This is a genomic window from Polaribacter sp. HaHaR_3_91, from assembly GCF_019278525.1.
Taxonomy (GTDB): Bacteria; Bacteroidota; Bacteroidia; order Flavobacteriales; family Flavobacteriaceae; genus Polaribacter.
In genome coordinates this window covers 2,253,742-2,273,969 of sequence record NZ_CP058986.1, presented here as the reverse complement: position 1 = coordinate 2,273,969, position 20,228 = coordinate 2,253,742, and the positions used below count along the sequence as shown (strand labels likewise).

The window sequence follows — 20,228 nt, the reverse complement described above, 5'->3', positions numbered from 1 at the left end:
CCTTATGAGTATTATAGTAGCTACCAATTTTTCTAAACTATCTGATAACGCTGTATTATACGCCGCTGCATTAACAAAACAATTTCAGTCAGAACTTGTACTTTTCCATGCATTTAGATTACCTGTACATGCTGCAAATAGTAGGTTGTCTGCCATGTCTTTAGATATTTTATTTCAAAAAAATAAAGAAAAATTAAAAAAATTAGCTGCCAATTTAAGTAAAGAGTTTCAAATTAAAGTTTCTTACAAGAGTAGTTATAGCGATTTAGGAGAAGAAGTAGATCACTTAATGAAAGAGTATAACGGTCGTTTTTTAGTAATTGGAATGTCTCCAAAATCTATGGAACAAAATTTATTAGGGAATCCAACAACGAGTGTCATCAGTATGAAAGAATTTCCGGTATTAGCAATTCCTTTAGAAGCAAAATTTAAGGAAATAAAACAAATACTTTTTGCGTGTGATATTTTACAAGATATTCCCTTAAAAACATTGGCTAAATTGCGTCAGGTTGCCTTAAGTTTAAAAGCTGCTGTAACTGTTTTTTATGTGGATCAAAAAGTTGAAGAATTAAAGACAAAAACACCTAGTATCTTAAATAAAGAATTAGAAGATGTTACCCATTTTTATAAAAATGTAAAATCGAACTCTGTAATTGAATCAATTGAGAGTGAAATTAAAAAATCGAATTCAGATCTTTTGGTTATGATGCCAAAAAAATATGGTTTTTGGGAATCTATTGTACATAAAAGTAAAACAAGAGTCATGGCTTCTGGGCAAAATATTCCGTTACTGTCAATCCCTATAGAATAACAATTCCTCATTGAATATTTCCCTAATTTAAATCTTGTATTGTTCCAAAAGGAATAGTACAAGGTTTTTTTATTAGCAAGAAACTGTTTTTTTAGGAAAAAAGGAGGGATAAATAATTAATATTTATTTTATAAGGGATATATTTGTCCTTTATAAAATATACCATATATTTGCGGCATTAAAACTAAGATAATATGTTTTCAAAAACTTGTGAATACGGCTTAAGAGCAGTACTATTTATAGCGCAAGAAACTGCTCATGGTCATAAAGTCAGTATGAGTAAAGTTTCTGATGAAATAAACTCACCACAAGCTTTTACAGCTAAAATTTTACAGCAATTAAAAAGAAATAATATTATAACCTCTGTAAAAGGTCCGTATGGCGGTTTTACTATTACAGAAGACAAAATGGAAACCAAACTAAGTGAAATTGTAAGTGTTTTAGATGGAGATACCATTTACAAAGGTTGCGGTTTAGGTTTAAAACAATGTGATGCAAATTCACCTTGTCCGTTACATTATAAATTTGTTGATATCCGTGAAAACCTAAAAAACATGTTAGAAAACACTTCTATTACATCACTTTTAAATGATATGAATTTAGATGGTTTCATCTTAAAACGATAAAAATTTAATCAAATAAAAGATATAAAAATCTTTTAATACTTTAATTAAACTTAAACATTATGAAAGCAACATCAATAACAGAAAATTTAATCTACGGAGAAGACAAACCTGCAATAACCGTATTAATTAAAACAGCAACTACAAAAGAGATAAGAATCCTTATGAAAAAAGGGCAACAAATGAAAGAGCACAAAGCACCGTTTCCTATTGTGATAGAAATATTTGAAGGAGCGATAGATTTTGGAGTAGAAGGAGAAAAACAACTATTAAAAAGAGGAGACTTAATTGCGTTAGACGCAAATGTACCTCACGATTTATATTGTAAAGAAGATTGCATAATTAGACTTACAGTTTCAGTTGCAGACAGTGTACAAAGAGTAAAAGACGTAGTATAATTTATTAAAAGAAAAGAGAAATGAAAAAAGTTTGGATCGCATTTACTAGCGTAGTAACCCTTTCCTTTATAGTACTTATTTGGGTAGGAACAGAGGTATATCAAACACAACCACCCATCCCAGAAACCGTTATTATAAAAGAAACCGGAGAAACATTTTTAACCAAAGCAGATATACAAATTGGTCAGAATGTTTGGGAATCTATTGGAGGAATGGAAGTAGGTTCTATTTGGGGCCATGGTAGTTATGTAGCACCCGATTGGTCTGCAGATTGGATACATAAAGAAGCCGTATTTATGTTGAATGCTTGGGCAGAAAAAGATTTTAATTCAACTTACGAAAACTTAGGTGTAGAAAATAAGGCTGCTTTAAAAGCACGATTAATTCAGCATATTAAAACAAATACCTATAATGCTAAAACAGGTAGCATTACCATTTCTAAAGATCGTTATGCGGCTATATTAGAAAATTACAAACATTATACAGACATTTTTTCTAATGGATATGAAAAATATGCAATTCCTAAAGGGGCTTTAGTAGACACTACAAAATTAGCACAATTAAATGCTTTTTTATTCTGGACTTCTTGGGCAGCAAGTACCAACAGACCAGAGAAAGATTATACGTATACTTCTAATTGGCCTCACGAACCTTTAATTGACAATACAATTACGCCAGACTCTCAAATATGGTCTGGGTTTTCTATTGTTCTTTTACTTTTATTTATCGGAGGATTAACGTATTACTACATCCGTAATCATGAAAAAGGAGAAGCTGTAAAACACCCAGACAAAGATCCTTTAGATACTTTAGTGCTTTCTAGATCTCAAAAAGCAGTATTAAAATACTTTATTGTAATTTCATTATTAATTGCCTTACAAGTTGTTTTAGGGGCTTTAACAGTGCATTATACCGTAGAAGGTCAAGCGTTTTTTGGTTTTGATTTATCTAGTTTTCTTCCATATTCTATTACCAGAACTTGGCATACACAATTGGCTGTCTTTTGGATTGCTGCAACGTGGTTAGCAACAGGATTATTTTTAGCACCAATGATTAGTGGTAAAGATATGAAGTATCAAGTATTCGGAATAAATTTTCTATTCATAGCGTTATTACTTATTGTATTAGGTTCTATGATGGGTGAGTGGTTAGGTGTGCATCAATTTTTAGATTTAACAACCAATTTCTTCTTTGGTCATCAAGGATATGAGTACATGGATTTAGGTAGGTTTTGGCAAATATTCTTAGGTGTCGGTTTGGTTTTATGGGTACTTATGGTAGGTAGACACGTAGTGTTTGCTATCAAGAAAAATGATGATTCTAAACATTTATTAATTATTCTTTTAATATCTGTTATTGCCATTGGTATGTTTTTCTTCTCTGGATTAATGTATGGAGAAAACAGTAGTTTACCAGTAATTAACTATTGGAGATGGTGGCTTGTACACCTTTGGGTAGAAGGTTTCTTTGAGGTTTTTGCAACTGTAGTTATTGCTTTTATTTTCTTAAGAATGAAAATTTTATCAGCAAAAACAGCAGGAAAAGCTTCTATTGCTTCTGCAACCATATTTTTAGCAGGAGGAATTATTGGAACTTTACACCATTTATACTATTCTGGAACACCCGTGCAAGCCATTGCTTTAGGTGCAACCTTTAGTGCTTTAGAAGTAGTGCCGTTAACTTTAATGGGATTTGAAATTCGTGAAAATTGGAATCTTTTAAAATCTAACGAATGGATTCAGAAATACAAATGGCCTATATTTTTCTTTATTGCTGTAGCATTTTGGAACATGGTAGGAGCAGGTGTATTTGGTTTCTTAATTAACCCACCAATTGCATTATATTATATTCAGGGATTAAATACCACAGCAGTACACGCACATACTTCTTTATTTGGTGTTTATGGATTGTTAGGTATGGGATTCATTATTATCTGTTTGCGTTTTTATTCTGACAGAGTATGGAGTTCTGTAAAATTAAAAAGAGCTTTTTGGTTTTTAAATATTGGTTTAATAGCTATGGTCTTTTTAAGCATGTTACCTATAGGAATTATACAGGCATACACATCAATTACAAAAGGATATTCTTTTGCAAGAGATGCAGAATTATTGTATTCTCCAACAGTACAAACCTTAAAATGGATGCGTATGATTGGTGACGTTATTTTTTCTGTAGGTATCTTTTACTTTTGTTGGTTTACCATACAAGAAACCATTTATTGTATCAAAAAGAAAAATTAATTTTTAAATTAATATAGAATCAGCATAGGCCTTTCATAGGTTTGTGCTGATTTAATTTTTTATAAAATGAAAGAAATAGAAAACAGAGCAGATATAAATATATTGGTCACTACTTTTTATAATGAAGTTAGAAAAGATGCGTTATTAAGTCCCATATTTAATCATCATTTAAAAGCAGAACAATGGCCTCCACATTTAGAAAAGTTAACTGATTTTTGGGTGACGGCATTATTGGGTGATGTTTGCTTTAAAGGAAACCCTACAAAAGCACATTTAAAAGTCGATAAACATTTAAAGCATACCATGAGTCAGGAACATTTTGGACAATGGTTACAGATTTGGTTTCAAACAATTGATTCTTTATACTTTGGTGATGTAGCACAAAGAGCCAAAGATGCGTCTAGAAGAATGGCAACAGGCCAGTATTTAAATGTTTGGAAAAGTAGAGGAGTGTAATCTCTTGTGCAGTTAGAAGTGCTTAAACACTAATACTTCTGTTTTTTATTGATATAATTATGATCTAAGGTTCAAAAACTGAAATTTGTGGTTATTTTTATCTTTGATAATATTTAATCATGATAGCCTTTAAAATCTAAAAAAATCGAGACCTATTTCAAAAAAGTAATTAAGTGACAAATGTCAGTAAGTCTATTTTAGAATTTATATAGTTTTGCTGCTTGTAAAGTGTTTGAACATTAATTGCATCAAACAATTATTAAACCAATTATGAAAGTAATAAGACTTCTTTTTATTTTAACATTATTATCCAATTTTAGCTACGGACAAAGCAATAAACTAAAATTAAATCTCGATGAAACAGGGGAAACCTATATAAAAGCCTCGCTTAGAATGAATTTATGGGCTAGGTATATGGATACTAACCCGGGTACAACTATAAATAATGAAACTGCTAACAATGTGTTTGATGTCTCTATAAGAAGATTAAGAATGGGAGTTTCTGCACAATTAACACCTAAATTATATGTATACTCTTTGTTTGGTGGTAATAATATGAATAGCAAATCTGAAAAAGATTTTAAGTTTGGTGTTTTAGATTTGTATGCCGAATATGAGTTTGCAAAGGAATTTGCTTTAGGTTTTGGAGAATCTGGTTGGGATGGTTTAAACCGTTGGAATGTAAGAAGTAGTGCTAATTTAATGGCTATTGATGCTCCTTTGTATTCTCTACTAACAGTAAATAAAAATGATGATATTGCTCGTGGATTAGGTATTTGGGCTAAAGGACAAATACATAAGTTCGATTATATACTATCTTTAAAAGACCCTGTTCAATATGGAATAGCAGCAACGGAAGGTAAAGTAGACTATGCAATTAATAAACCAAGAAAAAGAATTTCTGGTTATGTCAAATATGAGTTTTTAGATAATGAAAGTAACAAATCTGCCTACAGCGGAGGAGCAGGAACTTATTTAGGAACAAAAAATATTTTAAATCTAGGTGCTGGTTTTATGAATCAACCTAAAATGACTTCGCAATTGGTAAATGGTATCGAAAAATATTACGATTTTAAAAATTGGGCAGTAGATGTGTTTTATGATGCTCCTTTAAATAAAGAAAAAGGAACTGCTATTACTACTTATTTAGGATACAATCATAATGATTTTGGCCCTAATTATGTTAGAAACGTTGGTGCGAATGATATTACCTCTGGAGGGACCTCTTTTAATGGAAGTGGTAACGATTTCCCGATGATGGGAACCGGAAATACTACCTTTTTTCAATTAGGATATTTATTAGCAAAGGGTAAAAAAAGTTATCAATTACAACCTAATATTGCTATACAATATTCAGATTTTGATGCCTTAGATGATACCATGGTGGTGTATGATTTAGGAGTAAACTGTTTCTTTAAAGGGCACAGTAATAAATTAAGTTTAGGATATCAAAATAGACCTGTTTATCAAAATATAAACAATCAAATAAAAGTAGATGAACGTAAAGGTATGTTGGTATTACAGTATCAAATAATAGTAAATTAAAAAATCATTGTTCAGTAAATTACTTTTCATCTAAACTTTCTAAAGCATAAAACAAACGATTTGCTGCATTTTCTTGCGACCCGAAAATAGAACGATACAATTCTCCTTTTTCTGTAATTAACAACCATTGTGGCGTTCCTTCTGCTTTAAATTGATCATAAACTTTGTGGTTTTTATCAATATAAATAGGAAATGGATTCTCACCACTTGTAAAAATACTTTTAATATTGGCTTTTGTTCCTTCTCTATTTGGAAAATCGGCATGAATGCCAGCAACTTGAATGGTTGGATATTTTTGCTGAAATTCATACGCCAACGGAATGGCACGCCCCGTGCAGCCTAAACAATCGTTGTTATAAATTATCAATAGTAAAACTTTATTTTGATAAGCAGTTATTAAATCTACAGCATTACCTTCTAAATCTAAAACAGGGATTGATTTTATAAAACTATGCATCTATATTTTTGGCTTTAAGAGTGATATACAAATTTAAGGTTTCATTATGTATATTAACAAAATATTCCCTTAAAAACGTACTGCTTTCTGTAATTTTGTACCCCTCAAAACGACTTTATATTTTAGATATAATTATTGATTTTAAATACTTATGAAAACTCAAAATACCGCATATTCCATTTTAGATCTTGCTTTAGTTTCTAAAGGAAATACTTTAAAAGATACTTTTAACAATGTACGAGAACTGGCACAAAATGCCGAAACATTTGGGTATACGCGCTATTGGTTAGCAGAACATCATAACTCTACTAATATTGGTAGTATTGCTACCAGTATTTTAATTGGTTATGCCGCTGAAGGAACAAAGACCATTCGTGTTGGTTCTGGTGGTGTTATGTTGCCTAATCATTCGCCTTTAATTGTGGCCGAACAATTTGGTACGTTAGGTGCTTTGTATCCAAATAGAATAGATTTAGGTTTGGGGAGAGCTCCCGGTACCGACAGAGAAACGGCACAAGCCATTCGATCGGATTTTATGGAAGCAGCGCAACATTTTCCGAGAGAGATAGAAAAAATTCAGACTTATTTTTCTAAAGAAAACGAGCAAGCAAAAGTAAGAGCAACCGTTGCAGAAGGAGTAGATGTGCCACTTTATGTTTTAGGATCTAGCACAGACAGTGCACATTTGGCAGCTAAAAAAGGATTGCCGTATGCATTTGCAAGTCATTTTGCTACTACACATTTATGGAATGCTTTGGCAATTTATAGAGAAGAATTTCAACCTTCGGATGTTTTAGAAAAACCGTATATCATTGCGGGTGTAAATATTATTATTGCAGAAACAGATGAAGAAGCAGCCAATTTATCTACTTCTTTAATTAGAATGATACTTGGTTTGTTTACAGGAAAAAGAGATTTTGTACAACCACCAACGCCAATGACGGATTATTATAAGGAGATTCTAGAAAATCCACAAGTGCATCAAATGCTAAAATATTCTTTTATAGGAAGTAAAGCAACTGTAAAAGCACAAGTAAAGGAGTTTTTAGCACAAACACAAGCAGACGAATTGATTGCCGTAACTAATATATATGGTATTGATGATAGAATACGATCTTATAAATTGTTTGCAGAAATTATGAAAGAGTTGAATTCTTAATGAATCAGCAACGAATCAAAGTAATTGTCAAATCTCTCATTCTCCGTTCGAGCGCAGTCGAAAACTATTGAATTGCTAACATAGGTTTCGACTCCGCTCAATCAAACATTTTGATTTAAGTCAATAGAATCGTTATTCGAATTTTATGACTTCTATAGTTGTGATATGATTGCCGTCGTAATAAATAGCTTATAAGCCATTTTAAAAGTATATTTACGTGTATTTTAGAGTTTAAATAAATGATCCCAATACCTATAAATTACAGTGAACAACTTTCTAAACTAAATGTAAACATTCCTATAAATTTAGTATTATCTGGAGGAGGCATTAAATGTGCTGCTCATTTGGCTTTGATAGAAAAAATAGAAGAATTAGGCTTGCAAATAAATGCTATTTCCGGGAGTAGTGGAGGCGCTTTGGTTGCCTCATTATATGCTTCTGGTATTTCTACGCAAGAAATTTTAGAAATCTTTAAAAGAACGAGTCTTTTTAAGTTCTCCTTCTTTAGCATGACAAAAGCAGGGATTTTTGATACTTTTTTATTCAAATCGATTATAGAAAATAAAATAAAAGATAAATTTAGAGATTTAAAAATTCCAATTTACATTACTGCCTCTAACATGCAAAGCGGTAAACCTCGTTATTTTAGTAAGGGTAAATTATTAAAACCTGTATTGGCATCTTGTGCCATTCCAGGTATTTTTACACCTATTATCATTAATAAAACCTTGTATTCCGATGGCGGAATTTTAGATAATTTTCCAATAAAACCCTTTCTAAAATCAGGATTACCCATTATAGGAAGTTATGTAGCAGAACCTGCCCCAAAAACACCTTTACAATTAAATTCGACCTTTAAAGTAATTACACATGCTACTTATTTAAAATCGCATGCTGCAGAAAATTTTAAGTTTGATTTCACAAAAATGACTGTTAGTTTTCCGTTGTCTGAGTATTCTGGATTGGATAATAAAGATTCTGAAAAGATCTATAATATTGGGAAATTGTATTTAGATGGTCTTTAATTTATTCTCTTTTATCTAGCAACAATCTAACCCCGACATATTATAATTTTAGTAGTAATTCAAAAGATATGGAGCGGCAAGTGTCCAAAGAGCTTTTGCGGTCTGGACACGATAGAGCAATACCTTGTAGAATTCAATAAAATTATCAGAAGTCTAGATTTTTGGTTCTTTTTATCAATGGGAAAGAACAATGAATATAAATTTTAAAAAGTATAACTTTAAGATCATTATAAACAAATCCAATTATTCTATAGTATCAGTCATAGATTGCTTCGTGCCTAACAATGACTTATAAAAAACCTTATTAGACTTTCCTTTTAAAAAGTGTAAATGTTTCTGAGACATAAAATGAAATACGATTGAAAAATATAAATTACAATCTAACCCCGACATATTATAATTTTAGTAGTAATTCAAAAGATATGGAGCGGCAAGTGTCCAAAGAGCTTTTGCGGTCTGGATACGATAGTGTAAAATCTTGTAGAATTCAATAAAATTATCAGAAGTCTAGATTTTTGGTTCTTTTCATCAATGGAAAAGAACAATGAAAATAGTTTTTAAAGGAGTTATTAAAGTTTTACTTTTTAATTCTTCTAGCTAAATTCCCGTTACTCACAGTCAATTTAATTATAACTTAAAAAGACCTTTTAGATCTTAAAAACTTGAAGTCGGTCTAAAATCTCATAATAATAAATAATCCTTTTTATTATAAATAGGTCTTCTTCATGGAACAAATCATAAAATTCCCATCCATAAAAAAAAGGCTTTCGTATAGTCAATTCCTGCAAACGTATATTGCATTCTTATAAGAGAGTATATAGTTTCACCTTTGAAGTGTTAATTTAAAACACTGATAAAATGAAATTATATATACTCATAGCAAGTTTACTATTTGTGCAGTTTTCTTTTGCGCAAGATGTAACTACAAATTCCGTATCAAAAGTATGGTCTTTGCAAGATTGCATCGAATATGCTTTAGAAAACAATATTACAATTAAAGATGCAGCACTTACTAAAAACATTGCTGAAATAGATTATAACAAAGCAAAATCATCTCGATTACCAAATTTATTTGGAAGCGCATCGCAAAGTTTTTCTAACGGAAATACCATCGACCCAATTACAAGTAGTTATGTTACAGATCAAATACATAGTACAAATGTAGGTATCAATACTTCTATGACGTTGTTTCAAGGGAATCAGATTACCAACCAAATAGCACAAAATAAGATCTTATTTAGCCAAAGTGTATTTGAAGAAGAAGTAACACAAAATAACATTGTTTTAAATATTTTAGAAACGTATTTACAAACATTGTATAGCAAAGAAAGTATTGAAATAGCAAAAAATAACTTGTTAGCTTCAGAAACAGAAGTAGTAAGAGCAAAGTCGCGTTTAGATGCAGGAACCATTGCCTTAAGCGATTATACCGAAGCTCAGAGTCAGGCAGCAACTAACAAATACAATGTAATTACTGCTAAGAATAATTATCAACAATATATTATTGCCTTAAAACAATTACTAGAATTATCTCCAATTCAAGAGTTGGAAATTGAAACCATTAATGAAAATATGGATTTGGTAAATATAGAATTAAACAAAGCGGATGTGTATGAAAAAGCATTGGGGATTTTACCAGAAATACAATCTAGTAACTTAAATATAGAAGCCAATAAAAAACAACTAGACATTGCAAAAGGAGGATTTTTACCAACACTGGCTTTATCAGGAAGTTTAGGTTCTGGATATACAAGTATTAACGATAATACATTTTCAGATCAGTTTGATGTGAATTTCAATCAGAAATTAGGGTTGACTTTAACGATTCCAATTTTTAATAGAAATCAAACAAAATCGGCGGTACAAACGGCAAGCATCAACATTGAAAAAGCAGAAATACAAAAGTTATCTACAGAAAAAGAAGTGTATAAAAAAGTAGAAACAGCGTATCAAAACGCATTGTCTGCACAAGAGCAAGTTATTGCAGCAGAAGCCTCTAAAGTAGCGGCTGAACAATCTTATAAATTGGCACAAAAAAAGTACGAATTAGGGGCTTTAAGTACTACTGATTTAGTGATTAGTCAGAACACGTATACCAACGCACAACAAAACTATTTACAATCTAAATACTTAAATATTTTATACCATCAATTATTACAATTTTATCAAGGAAACGATATCAAACTTTAATTAATAAAATCATGAAAAAAAATAAAAACATCATCATTATCAGCATTGTAGTCGTTGTATTGGCTATTGTAGGATACTTTTTTATAAATAGCGATGATGCTATCATTATAGAAGCAAAAACAGTGTTGGCTAAAAAAGAAAATGTAACTACTATGGTTACTGCAACCGGAACGATAGAACCAATTACGCAAGTAGAAGTAGGTACACAAGTTTCTGGAGTTGTAGAAAAAATATATGTAGATTATAACAGCATTGTTAAAGAAGGTCAGCTAATTGCAGAGTTGGATAAAACCAATTTAAAATCGTCTCTTTCGCAAACGCAAGCAAGTTATGACAATGCGGTAAGTCAAAGAAATTACATGAAAACAATTTACGACAGACAAAAATCTTTGTTTGAGAATCAGGTAATCAGTAGAGCAGATTTTGATGAGGCAACTTATAATTACGAAACCGCAAAAGGAACGGTTACTCAACGTTATTCAGACTTACAATCTGCAAGAACAAATTTAGGATATGCCAATATTTATTCGCCTATAAATGGAGTTGTATTGTCTAGAACTATAGATGAAGGTCAGACGGTTGCAGCTAGTTTAAGTACACCAACCTTGTTTACCATTGCGCAAGATTTAAAAGAAATGCAAGTAGAAGCAGATGTAGATGAAGCAGATATAGGTCAGGTTAAAGAAGGACAAAGAGTAGAGTTTACTGTAGATGCTTATATAGGCGAAACTTTTAATGGTGTTGTAACCCAAGTACGTTTGGATCCTACAGTGACCTCAAATGTAGTGACTTATACAGTTGTGGTTAAAGCTGATAATGAAGACTTAAAATTAAACCCAGGCTTAACAGCAACCATTTCTATTTTTACCTTAGAGTTGAATAATGTGTTAACAGCAGAAGCAAAAGCGATTAATTTTAGTCCACAAGCAGCAATTTTATCGACCTATAATGTACATCATAACATACTGGAAGCAACCAATTTTCCCGTAAAAAATGAAACAACGCTTTGGGTATTAAATAAAGATAGAAGTATTACTCCAAAAACAGTAACCTTAGGCGCAAGTGATGGTGTAAATGTTCAGATATTAAGTGGTGTTTCTATGGATGATAAATTGGTGTATAGTTTAAAAGAAACTACGAAAGCATCAGCAGCATCAGGAACTAACTCTAATGAAAGTCCGTTTATGCCACAACGTCCAGGAGGCAAAAAAAAATAAAAAACCATGAGTAAAGAAATCATTAAAATAGAAGATTTAAAACGAGAGTTTACCATGGGAACCGAAACGGTTCATGCATTAAGAGGTATTTCTTTCGATATTAAAGAAGGAGAGTTTGTAACTATTATGGGCTCTAGTGGTTCTGGTAAAAGTACCCTATTAAATATTTTAGGATGTTTAGACCAGCCAACTTCTGGTATTTATGAGATTAATGGGGTAAAAGTGAAAGACTTAAGCAGAAATGAACTGGCAACCATTAGAAATGAAAAAATAGGATTTATTTTTCAATCTTATAATTTATTAGCAAGAACATCTGCCATAGAAAACGTAGAATTACCATTGTTATACAACAGTAAAGTTTCTACAGAAGAACGAAGAGAGCGTGCTATAAAAGCCTTAAAAATGGTAGGTTTAGGAGAGCGAATGGATCACACTCCATCTCAACTTTCTGGAGGACAACAACAGCGTGTTGCCATTGCAAGATCTTTGGTAAATAACCCTGTAATGATTCTTGCTGATGAAGCTACAGGGAATTTAGATACTAGAACATCTTACGAAATTATGTCCTTATTTCAAGAGTTAAATAAACAAGGCATTACGATTACTTTTGTAACACATGAGCCAGATATAGCTACATTTAGTAATAGAACAATTGTGTTAAAAGACGGTAATGTTATTAAAGATTATCAAAATGAAAAAATTCTATCCGCAGCGATAGAATTAGCAAAATTACCTAAACAAGACGATTAATTATGAGACTATTAAACTTATTAAAAATAGCATTTAAAGCCATCGTTCTTAATAAAACAAGAACCTTATTAACCATGTTAGGTATTATTATAGGTGTGGCTTCTGTAATAACGATGTTGGCAATTGGTGAAGGATCTAAAGAAAGTATTAGAACTTCTATTTCTGCCATGGGTTCTAATATGATTACTATAAGACCAGGGTCTGATGTAAGAGGTGGTGTTAAGCAAGCACGAAGTGCTATGGAAACATTAAAGTTAAGTGATTATTTTGCCATTAAAGAACAAGCAAACTTACTAACGTATATATCACCATTAGTTAATGGAGGTGGACAAGTTATTAGTGGGGCAAATAACTGGCCAAGTACTATTTATGGTGTAAACCCAGATTATTTAAAAATTAAAGTAGTCGATTTACAAAGCGGAAGTATGTTTACAGATACCGAAGTAAAAACAGCTGCAAAAGTTGCTTTAATAGGACAAACTGTGGTAGATAATGTTTTTCCTGATGGAGCAGAACCTGTAGGGAAAATGATTCGTTTTAACAATATTCCTTTTAAAGTTATTGGTGTTTTAGAAGAAAAAGGAGAAAATACGTTTGGTCAAGATCAAGATGATGTTGTAATAGCACCTTACACAACAGTTCAAAAAAGGATTTTAGCTATAACTCATTTAGAATCTATTATGGCATCTGCAATAAGTGAAGATGAAGCACCAGAAGCTGTAACGCAAGTTTCAGAAATTATAAGAAACCAACACGAACTAAGAGAAACTGATGAAGACGATTTTAATGTACGTTCTATGGAAGAATTAATTTCTACTTTTAGTTCTACCAGTGAAATGTTAACGCTACTTTTAGTAGCAGTAGCAGGTATTTCATTATTAATTGGTGGTATTGGTATTATGAATATTATGTATGTTTCTGTAAAAGAACGTACCAAAGAAATTGGTTTACGAATGGCAGTAGGAGCAAAGGGGGCTGATATTTTAATGCAGTTTTTAATAGAAGCTATTTTAATTAGTATTACAGGCGGGTTATTAGGTGTTTTATTGGGACTTGCAGCCACGGTATTTATAGAGAAATTCTTAAATTGGCCTACCAGTGTGGCGTTATACTCTATCATTATTTCTTTTGTAGTTTGTGCTGTAACAGGTATTTTCTTCGGATGGTATCCTGCAAGAAAAGCATCAGCATTAGATCCTATAACAGCGCTTCGTTACGAGTAATAGCATTACATTTAATAATTAAAATATAACAGCTATTTAAGTATATTTTAAAAGACTAATTGTTTAAAACAGTTAGTCTTTTTTTATAATTGAAGTCTTTGAGTCATAAATAAATTGAACCATTAAAATAGCGATTGCTATAAGGAAACCTAAAGTAGAAACACCTTGCCAACCAAAATGTTCCCAAGCAAAAGCTCCTAAAAAAGTACCGAAAGCACCACCTATAAAAAAGCCGACCATATAAACTGTATTCACACGGTTTCTAGCTTCCGGATTCTTAGAAAATATACTAACCTGATTGGTAATGTGTAAAACTTGCAAACCTAAATCTACAATAATTACCCCTAATGCTAGACCAATTAAAGAGTATCCCGAAAAAAAGAAAATCATCCAAGAAATCATCAATAGTATGGTAGAAAAGACAATAAGTTGTTTTTGTTTATATTTATGACTTATCTTCCCTACAACGGTTGCTCCAAGTGCACCAACAATACCAAAAACACCAAAGGCTCCAGCAATATCACTATCGTAACCAAAATGATCTTCCATTAAAAAAACAAAGGTTGTCCAAAAAATACTCAATCCTGCAAAACCAAGTCCGCCACGTAATGCAGCCAATCTTAATGAGGGTTCTGTTTTAAAATAATGTCCTATAGATTTTAATAAACTTCCGTAACTTCCTTTATAACTAGGTTTAATTTTTGGTAGTTTATATTGAAGTAAAATAAACAACAATACCATGAGTACTGTTGCGGCAGTAAACATAAAGCGCCATCCGTACCATTTGCCTACAACACCACTTATAACACGGCTTCCTAAAATACCAATAAGTAGTCCGCTCATTACAATACCAATGGCACGTCCTTTGCCTTTATCATCCGATAATTGTGCAACCATCGGTACAAATAATTGAGGTATTGCTGATGAAAAACCAATAAAAAAACTACTTATAATCAATAGATATAATGTGCTTGATAATGAAGCCGCAATCAATGAAAGTATCATTAAAGCAAAATCGAACTGTAATATTTTTTTGTTAGAAACTTTATCCCCCAAAGGCACAATAAATAACAATCCAAAAGCATACCCTAATTGTGTTGCTAAAGGCACATTACTTACGGCAGATTCACTAACCCCAAATTCTACAACCATTTGGTGTAAAAGAGGTTGGTTGTAATAAAGGTTTGCAACAACAAGTCCAGCAGATATACTCATTAAGTATAATACAGAATTGGATAATTTTTTACTCATATTTTAAATCTTAATAATGCCTTTAAACAATGCACCAAATGTATAAAACTATAAAAAGTATCAGTAATTAAAGGCTTAATTAATTTATCTAATTTTAATTTTCTTTATTTTTTAATTAAGAAATTGTATTCCTAAAACATATACAACTTTTGTAATCGTTTTCTAATTGTTGCCAATGTGTTTAAAGTAATTAAATTAACTACAAAAACCGAATAGAAAATTTGATAGTATTTACAGAAATAGTGGATAATTAATTATTATGGGTATGAGCAATAGTATTTTTAAGGAATTATTTAATTTTACCATATATTCTTTTCGTTCAAGTAATATAATTGTGAATACCTTTGAAGAAAAGAGTTGTTTTTTAGCTCAGTTCTTTGTTGGGTAAGGTTATTTGTATTTTATTTCTCGGATTATCACTGTTTTCAAAGTTCCGTTTTCAATTATCTTTTTTTCAGTCCAATTGTCAAATTGATCTATTTTATACTCAAATTTCTGATTTGACAGCAAAGAATCTTTTTCATTATATTCCTTAAGTCCTATAAAATTCTTTCGATCAGATTCGTAAACTGATTTTCGACTCTGTCCTTGTCTACGAAGATTGATAGATAAAATACTGTCAATTTTTTTATTAGTATTGAAGTAAGTAATCACCGTTGAATTTCGAATCGTGTCATTAGTTTCTTTATCAATAAATATTTGTCGCATTATCGATTTTTCTTTGGTTTTGTTATTTCTGTAATAATAATTTTCTATTTGCTCAAACCTTTCAGTTGCATTGTCCATAATTCCGCTTGACTGAAAAAGCAAAGAGTTTTTGTATGAATAGTTTACTTTGATAGGCATACTGTCTGTTGACATTTTTACAATTTCTTGCTTTAATCTGTCGGAAGAGTCATAGACATAATCAATTTCCATCTGTTCATTGTCAAACAAAGTTCTTCGAGTTTGAAGAGCAATTTGGTCATCATCTCTATATCTTTTTATCGCAATTAAAAGAGTGTCTTGAATTTCGTTTTTTAAGGAATCTTCTTGAATTCGAATCGTGTATTCGGTTATTTCTTCCACACTTTTGATCAATCCGTTGTCCAAAAACTTCTTTTGTTTACTGCAACCAATTATGGATAAAGAAAAAAATAATATCAGTAGTCTGTTCATTTGGTTTTAATTGTTCCCAACGGTTTTTGTGTATAATTATTGGCATGTTTAAGTAACTAATTTAGTAAATAAAAACAGAATAGAACATCTGCAAGGAATTTTGTAAGTGAGCAAAACCTATTAATTATACAGATATTAATAACTGTATTTATTTCATAAATTCTAAAGCTTTAAGAGTGATTTCTTTTCTTAATTTTGGAAATAATTCTTTATTCGTATTTTCATTAGGTTCAATATTAATAGCAAAAAAATACGTGTTATTTTTCGATTTACGATACCCTACAAACCAACCATTATGATTTCCATTTCTAACTGATAAACCTGTTTTTCCATATAATTTATATCTTTCGTTTTCTTCAATAAAAGATATTCTTTTTAGGATTTCTTCAGTTCTTTTAGAAATTTTCAATTCTGAATTAACAAAACGTTTTAAAAAATCTATTTGTTGAAATTGATTAATTCTTGATTTTCCTTCTAACCAAAAGATATCTAAATTTTTAGAGGTAACATTCATATCTCCAAATTGTAATTTTTTAAGATATTTATTCATTCTTTTTTCTCCAATTTTATTAGCAATTTCTTGATAACACGGAACACAAGAATATTGAAAAGCATTTCTTAATATTAAATCTTGTTCCCAGATTTTATAAGCTCTTTTTTCTCCATTCCATTTGAATAATGTACTATCATTTTCTACAACTTTAGTTTCTAAAGCAATTATAGAATTCGGAATTTTAAATGTAGATGCGGGTAATCGTCCCGTTTTAGCCCAATCAAAGTTATTAGAATAAAATAAATCTTTATGTAGATTATAAATTAGAATAGATCCATCTACATTACTTGAATCAATAATTGATTGAAATTCAGGTTTAAGTATTTCTTTTGTTTTAGCTTTTTCATTACAAGAAACTAAAATACTTACTATTAAAATAATATTTAATATTTTTATTTTCATATGGTTACCGATGTTTTTGTATGTGTTTTGTTGCGTGTTTTAAGAAACTAATATAGTAAATAATTACCGACAAAGAATGACCTCGAAGACTTTTGCAAGTAGGTAATGGTAAGAAATTAGTTTTGATATCAGTTTCAAATAAATTGAAAAAAACAACGTTTTGCTATTGCAAAATAAGGCTTACCATATTACGAATCCTACGTTTCTGTTTTATCAAAATAAATAGTAATTAAATAAAAAATAAAAGCTTAAAATACTAACGAATAGAATTATGAGCTTGTAATAATAATGTATAAAAGAGTTGCTTTTTAACTCAATACTTATTTCAACCTCTCTCCTAAAAATGTCACTTTTTTCAACCAACTTGTTCTAAAGTTTGAAGAGGATTTTTTTATTGAAGCAATATAAGTTGTTCTTACAGGGTTTACTCCGCAAAATTTTAATGTTCCATTTTTGAATTGGTTAATAGCTGGACTTTTCATAATCAGGAAATCATACCATTTTGGGGTATCTGCCGTAATTATTAATCTTGCAGATTTTCCTTTCAAAAGTTTTTCAGGTAATGATTTCCCTTCAATTGGTTGATATGTAATTCCTGGTAAAAAGACTCTATCAATAAATCCTTTCATTATAGCTGGGTAACCATACCACCACATAGGAAATATCCAAACAATATGGTCTGCTTTTTTAATCTTTTCTATTGCTACAGATAGATCCGGTTCCGTCTAATTCGTAATTGTTTTTCTTATTCTACTTAAATGTCTTTGGGTGATACCTAGATATGAAGCCAGAAAATTTAAAGGAATGGATTGTAAATATTCTGGGTGATTTATAAGTAAATCTGTATATTTTTTTTCAGCTGATTCTTTTTGCAACAACAAAACTCTCTTTTCCATTTTAATGTATTCTTGTTCAGTAATTAATTTGAAAAATTTCAACCAATTTGTACTTGATTTCTCCAATATTAAAATATCTTCTCTAGATATCGTTAGTAGTTCTATATCTGTGAGGGCTTGAATATTTTCAATAGTTTTGGTTTGAGATAAAAAAGAAGAGTAGGCGCTAACAAATGAATTTGAAAAGGTAAAACAATAGGTAACTTCCTCTTCAGAAGAAGAATAATAGAATGACCTAAACAATCCAGAAACGACAAATGCGACTTCTTTAGAGACTCGATTTTCTTTGATAAAAAAATCACCTTTTTTTAATTTAATATTCTGAACCTTACTTTCTAAGAGGTCGATTTCATGTTCGGTTAGCAAATTAAATGTTCGTAGGTAATTTCTCATTTTTTAATTGTTGTCAATGCTTTTCTAACTCAGTTATTTATTACTAACGTATTTTCAGTTTCCGACATTTTATTAATTTTCGGTTGTATAATCCAAATTCCAATAAAGTAAAACCATAACATAAAAAATTCACCTGCAAATTCCCCAAAATTCACTTCTTTTTGCAATTCAACTGTTTTAAATGTTTTTGCAACAAAATACAAAGAGTAAAACATTCCAAACATTGACAATAAATGAAGAGGAAGAATTATTCCAACCATTCCAGCGACAAACCCTGCACTTGGTCCTGTTTCGGTTTGCATTATTCCGCTGAACATTCCACCAATAAAAATAGAAATACAGAGTATATAAACTAATGGAATAAAGAAAAATACTTTAAATGTCTTCGTTTTCATTATTACGTTTTCTGGTACTTTCTTTTGTAAGCCAATTGCAATAGACCAAAACCAACCAAAGAAGACGCCCATATAGAGTATCATTATTATTGGGGAAAATTTAAATATATTAAACATTTCTGTTGGATCAGGATTTGTTTCAGAATTAATTTTCGAAAACATAGTTCCCATCATTACTAGTTGGAATAGTATCGGAATTCCAAACATTAATGTGAAAAGTTGCCAATGTTTTGCTTTTAAAAATCTGTCTATCATTTTAGTTTCGTTTTAGCATTACTGCCATTTCTATTATATAAAATTAAATATATTAATTATCAAGTAGACCTTTTTGAATAAAGAACATTTTTCTTTGATATGATGTCTTTATATCGCTTATTTTATATAAAACAAAAAGATGCACGATTACTGTGAATAGTCGTTTCTAACAAGCTTTAAAACAAGCTTTTGCGATTTCTAAATCAGGATTGACATATGATAATAATTATAGAAGTGTTTTAGTGAAAAATTAATGAGGTTTTACTTGTTTTATTTACCACACTACTTTGTTTTGTGTAGTTTTTATTATCCGCCACCATTCATTTGATTAATTAATGTTCCATGCATAATTAGAAATGCTGGGTAGTATGAATAAATAATTAATTCATTTAAATCAATTATTTCCTCTGGCTGTTTTATAATTTTACAGTTTATTTCAAAAACAGAAAAATCACCTTCAGTCTTTTTGTACTTTAATAAATGAATTTTATTGTCATCATACAGATTGAATTCCTGCTTAAGAGTATTTATTTTTAAGATGTATTTTTTTTCTAGCCCTTTTTGATTAATCGTTATTATACTATCAAGAAGCCAATTAAATTTGATAGAGCCAATAGTTTTTGAATTCTTAATTATAGAATATTGATATCTTTCCCACCAGTTATCTTTTGTTCTAAACTCAATAGAATCTCCTAAATAATTTGTTTTTCCAATTGAATTAGAATCAGATGTTAATTTGCAAATAGAGTTTCCATTTTCAATAATTTCAAAACAGTATTTGTTAAAGTCTGTTGTTATATTCATAAACATTTGTTTTACTATTTGAAGATA

20 protein-coding genes are annotated in these 20,228 nt (G+C 30.4%); 12 read left to right on the top strand and 8 right to left on the bottom strand.

The annotated features are described in order from the left end of the window. Positions 1 to 4 precede the first annotated feature (4 nt). The 6 genes from H0I27_RS09515 to H0I27_RS09490 all read left to right on the top strand — a co-directional run bounded on the left by H0I27_RS09515 (position 5) and on the right by H0I27_RS09490 (position 6,073). Complete coding sequence (locus H0I27_RS09515) at positions 5 to 811, top strand: universal stress protein (protein WP_218730482.1); 807 nt, start codon at positions 5 to 7, stop codon at positions 809 to 811. A gap of 194 nt (positions 812 to 1,005) precedes the next feature. Next, entirely contained in the window at positions 1,006 to 1,437 is a 432-nt protein-coding gene (locus tag H0I27_RS09510) for an Rrf2 family transcriptional regulator (RefSeq protein ID WP_218730481.1), read from the top strand. Between the two features lie 59 nt (positions 1,438 to 1,496). Beyond that, a complete protein-coding gene (locus tag H0I27_RS09505) occupies positions 1,497 to 1,832 on the top strand; it encodes a cupin domain-containing protein (RefSeq protein WP_218730480.1) in 336 nt (111 codons plus the stop codon). Positions 1,833 to 1,852: 20 nt separating this feature from the next. Further along, on the top strand, positions 1,853 to 4,072 hold the full coding sequence (locus H0I27_RS09500) for a nitric-oxide reductase large subunit (RefSeq protein WP_218730479.1): 2,220 nt from the start codon (positions 1,853 to 1,855) through the stop codon (positions 4,070 to 4,072). A 66-nt stretch (positions 4,073 to 4,138) separates the two neighbouring features. After that, complete coding sequence (locus H0I27_RS09495; protein WP_218730478.1) at positions 4,139 to 4,528, top strand: group III truncated hemoglobin; 390 nt, start codon at positions 4,139 to 4,141, stop codon at positions 4,526 to 4,528. 270 nt (positions 4,529 to 4,798) lie between these two features. Further along, entirely contained in the window at positions 4,799 to 6,073 is a 1,275-nt protein-coding gene (locus H0I27_RS09490; protein WP_218730477.1) for a porin, read from the top strand. 19 nt (positions 6,074 to 6,092) lie between these two features. On the opposite strand, the gene H0I27_RS09485 is transcribed toward H0I27_RS09490, so the two are convergent. Beyond that, positions 6,093 to 6,530 (bottom strand): redoxin domain-containing protein, encoded by a 438-nt coding sequence (locus H0I27_RS09485; RefSeq protein WP_218730476.1) that lies wholly within the window; start codon positions 6,528 to 6,530, stop codon positions 6,093 to 6,095. A 151-nt stretch (positions 6,531 to 6,681) separates the two neighbouring features. On the opposite strand from H0I27_RS09485, the gene H0I27_RS09480 reads away from it, so the two are divergent. From H0I27_RS09480 to H0I27_RS09455, 6 genes are all read left to right on the top strand, one after another. Then, a complete protein-coding gene (locus H0I27_RS09480; protein ID WP_218730475.1) occupies positions 6,682 to 7,689 on the top strand; it encodes an LLM class flavin-dependent oxidoreductase in 1,008 nt (335 codons plus the stop codon). Between the two features lie 239 nt (positions 7,690 to 7,928). Next, positions 7,929 to 8,714 carry a patatin-like phospholipase family protein gene (locus H0I27_RS09475; protein WP_218730474.1) on the top strand — a complete coding sequence of 262 codons (786 nt, stop codon included), beginning with the start codon at positions 7,929 to 7,931 and terminating at the stop codon, positions 8,712 to 8,714. A gap of 858 nt (positions 8,715 to 9,572) precedes the next feature. Beyond that, the gene (locus tag H0I27_RS09470; protein WP_218730473.1) at positions 9,573 to 10,904 is read left to right on the top strand and encodes a TolC family protein; all 1,332 of its coding nucleotides are present in this window, start codon (positions 9,573 to 9,575) and stop codon (positions 10,902 to 10,904) included. An 11-nt stretch (positions 10,905 to 10,915) separates the two neighbouring features. Beyond that, entirely contained in the window at positions 10,916 to 12,121 is a 1,206-nt protein-coding gene (locus H0I27_RS09465; protein ID WP_218730472.1) for an efflux RND transporter periplasmic adaptor subunit, read from the top strand. A 6-nt stretch (positions 12,122 to 12,127) separates the two neighbouring features. After that, positions 12,128 to 12,871, top strand: a complete 744-nt coding sequence (locus tag H0I27_RS09460) for an ABC transporter ATP-binding protein (protein WP_218730471.1) — start codon at positions 12,128 to 12,130, stop codon at positions 12,869 to 12,871. Between the two features lie 2 nt (positions 12,872 to 12,873). Then, complete coding sequence (locus H0I27_RS09455) at positions 12,874 to 14,094, top strand: ABC transporter permease (RefSeq protein ID WP_218730470.1); 1,221 nt, start codon at positions 12,874 to 12,876, stop codon at positions 14,092 to 14,094. 72 nt (positions 14,095 to 14,166) lie between these two features. On the opposite strand, the gene H0I27_RS09450 is transcribed toward H0I27_RS09455, so the two are convergent. The 7 genes from H0I27_RS09450 to H0I27_RS09420 all read right to left on the bottom strand — a co-directional run bounded on the left by H0I27_RS09450 (position 14,167) and on the right by H0I27_RS09420 (position 20,201). After that, the gene (locus H0I27_RS09450) at positions 14,167 to 15,345 is read right to left on the bottom strand and encodes an MFS transporter (protein WP_218730469.1); all 1,179 of its coding nucleotides are present in this window, start codon (positions 15,343 to 15,345) and stop codon (positions 14,167 to 14,169) included. A 390-nt stretch (positions 15,346 to 15,735) separates the two neighbouring features. Next, positions 15,736 to 16,413 (bottom strand): hypothetical protein, encoded by a 678-nt coding sequence (locus H0I27_RS09445; protein ID WP_218730468.1) that lies wholly within the window; start codon positions 16,411 to 16,413, stop codon positions 15,736 to 15,738. Positions 16,414 to 16,651: 238 nt separating this feature from the next. Continuing rightward, a complete protein-coding gene (gene blaOXA, locus H0I27_RS09440; protein ID WP_218730467.1) occupies positions 16,652 to 17,458 on the bottom strand; it encodes a class D beta-lactamase in 807 nt (268 codons plus the stop codon). A 320-nt stretch (positions 17,459 to 17,778) separates the two neighbouring features. Then, positions 17,779 to 18,123: an NAD(P)H-dependent oxidoreductase gene (locus H0I27_RS09435; RefSeq protein WP_302849955.1), complete on the bottom strand. Its 345-nt coding sequence runs from the start codon at positions 18,121 to 18,123 to the stop codon at positions 17,779 to 17,781. 60 nt (positions 18,124 to 18,183) lie between these two features. Beyond that, the gene (locus H0I27_RS09430) at positions 18,184 to 18,747 is read right to left on the bottom strand and encodes a Crp/Fnr family transcriptional regulator (protein ID WP_218730466.1); all 564 of its coding nucleotides are present in this window, start codon (positions 18,745 to 18,747) and stop codon (positions 18,184 to 18,186) included. A gap of 29 nt (positions 18,748 to 18,776) precedes the next feature. Next, on the bottom strand, positions 18,777 to 19,397 hold the full coding sequence (locus H0I27_RS09425; RefSeq protein ID WP_218730465.1) for a hypothetical protein: 621 nt from the start codon (positions 19,395 to 19,397) through the stop codon (positions 18,777 to 18,779). Positions 19,398 to 19,703: 306 nt separating this feature from the next. Further along, on the bottom strand, positions 19,704 to 20,201 hold the full coding sequence (locus tag H0I27_RS09420; RefSeq protein WP_218730464.1) for a hypothetical protein: 498 nt from the start codon (positions 20,199 to 20,201) through the stop codon (positions 19,704 to 19,706). Between the last annotated feature and the right edge of the window lie 27 nt (positions 20,202 to 20,228).

Bases quoted from the DNA above. Each gene is read 5' to 3' on its own strand.
- H0I27_RS09515 (WP_218730482.1), top strand. From the start codon at position 5: ATGAGTATTATAGTAGCTACCAATTTTTCTAAACTATCTGATAACGCT.
- H0I27_RS09510 (WP_218730481.1), top strand. From the start codon at position 1,006: ATGTTTTCAAAAACTTGTGAATACGGCTTAAGAGCAGTACTATTTATA.
- H0I27_RS09505 (WP_218730480.1), top strand. From the start codon at position 1,497: ATGAAAGCAACATCAATAACAGAAAATTTAATCTACGGAGAAGACAAA.
- H0I27_RS09500 (WP_218730479.1), top strand. From the start codon at position 1,853: ATGAAAAAAGTTTGGATCGCATTTACTAGCGTAGTAACCCTTTCCTTT.
- H0I27_RS09495 (WP_218730478.1), top strand. From the start codon at position 4,139: ATGAAAGAAATAGAAAACAGAGCAGATATAAATATATTGGTCACTACT.
- H0I27_RS09490 (WP_218730477.1), top strand. From the start codon at position 4,799: ATGAAAGTAATAAGACTTCTTTTTATTTTAACATTATTATCCAATTTT.
- H0I27_RS09485 (WP_218730476.1), bottom strand. From the start codon at position 6,530: ATGCATAGTTTTATAAAATCAATCCCTGTTTTAGATTTAGAAGGTAAT.
- H0I27_RS09480 (WP_218730475.1), top strand. From the start codon at position 6,682: ATGAAAACTCAAAATACCGCATATTCCATTTTAGATCTTGCTTTAGTT.
- H0I27_RS09475 (WP_218730474.1), top strand. From the start codon at position 7,929: ATGATCCCAATACCTATAAATTACAGTGAACAACTTTCTAAACTAAAT.
- H0I27_RS09470 (WP_218730473.1), top strand. From the start codon at position 9,573: ATGAAATTATATATACTCATAGCAAGTTTACTATTTGTGCAGTTTTCT.
- H0I27_RS09465 (WP_218730472.1), top strand. From the start codon at position 10,916: ATGAAAAAAAATAAAAACATCATCATTATCAGCATTGTAGTCGTTGTA.
- H0I27_RS09460 (WP_218730471.1), top strand. From the start codon at position 12,128: ATGAGTAAAGAAATCATTAAAATAGAAGATTTAAAACGAGAGTTTACC.
- H0I27_RS09455 (WP_218730470.1), top strand. From the start codon at position 12,874: ATGAGACTATTAAACTTATTAAAAATAGCATTTAAAGCCATCGTTCTT.
- H0I27_RS09450 (WP_218730469.1), bottom strand. From the start codon at position 15,345: ATGAGTAAAAAATTATCCAATTCTGTATTATACTTAATGAGTATATCT.
- blaOXA (WP_218730467.1), bottom strand. From the start codon at position 17,458: ATGAAAATAAAAATATTAAATATTATTTTAATAGTAAGTATTTTAGTT.
- H0I27_RS09430 (WP_218730466.1), bottom strand. From the start codon at position 18,747: ATGAGAAATTACCTACGAACATTTAATTTGCTAACCGAACATGAAATC.
- H0I27_RS09425 (WP_218730465.1), bottom strand. From the start codon at position 19,397: ATGATAGACAGATTTTTAAAAGCAAAACATTGGCAACTTTTCACATTA.
- H0I27_RS09420 (WP_218730464.1), bottom strand. From the start codon at position 20,201: ATGAATATAACAACAGACTTTAACAAATACTGTTTTGAAATTATTGAA.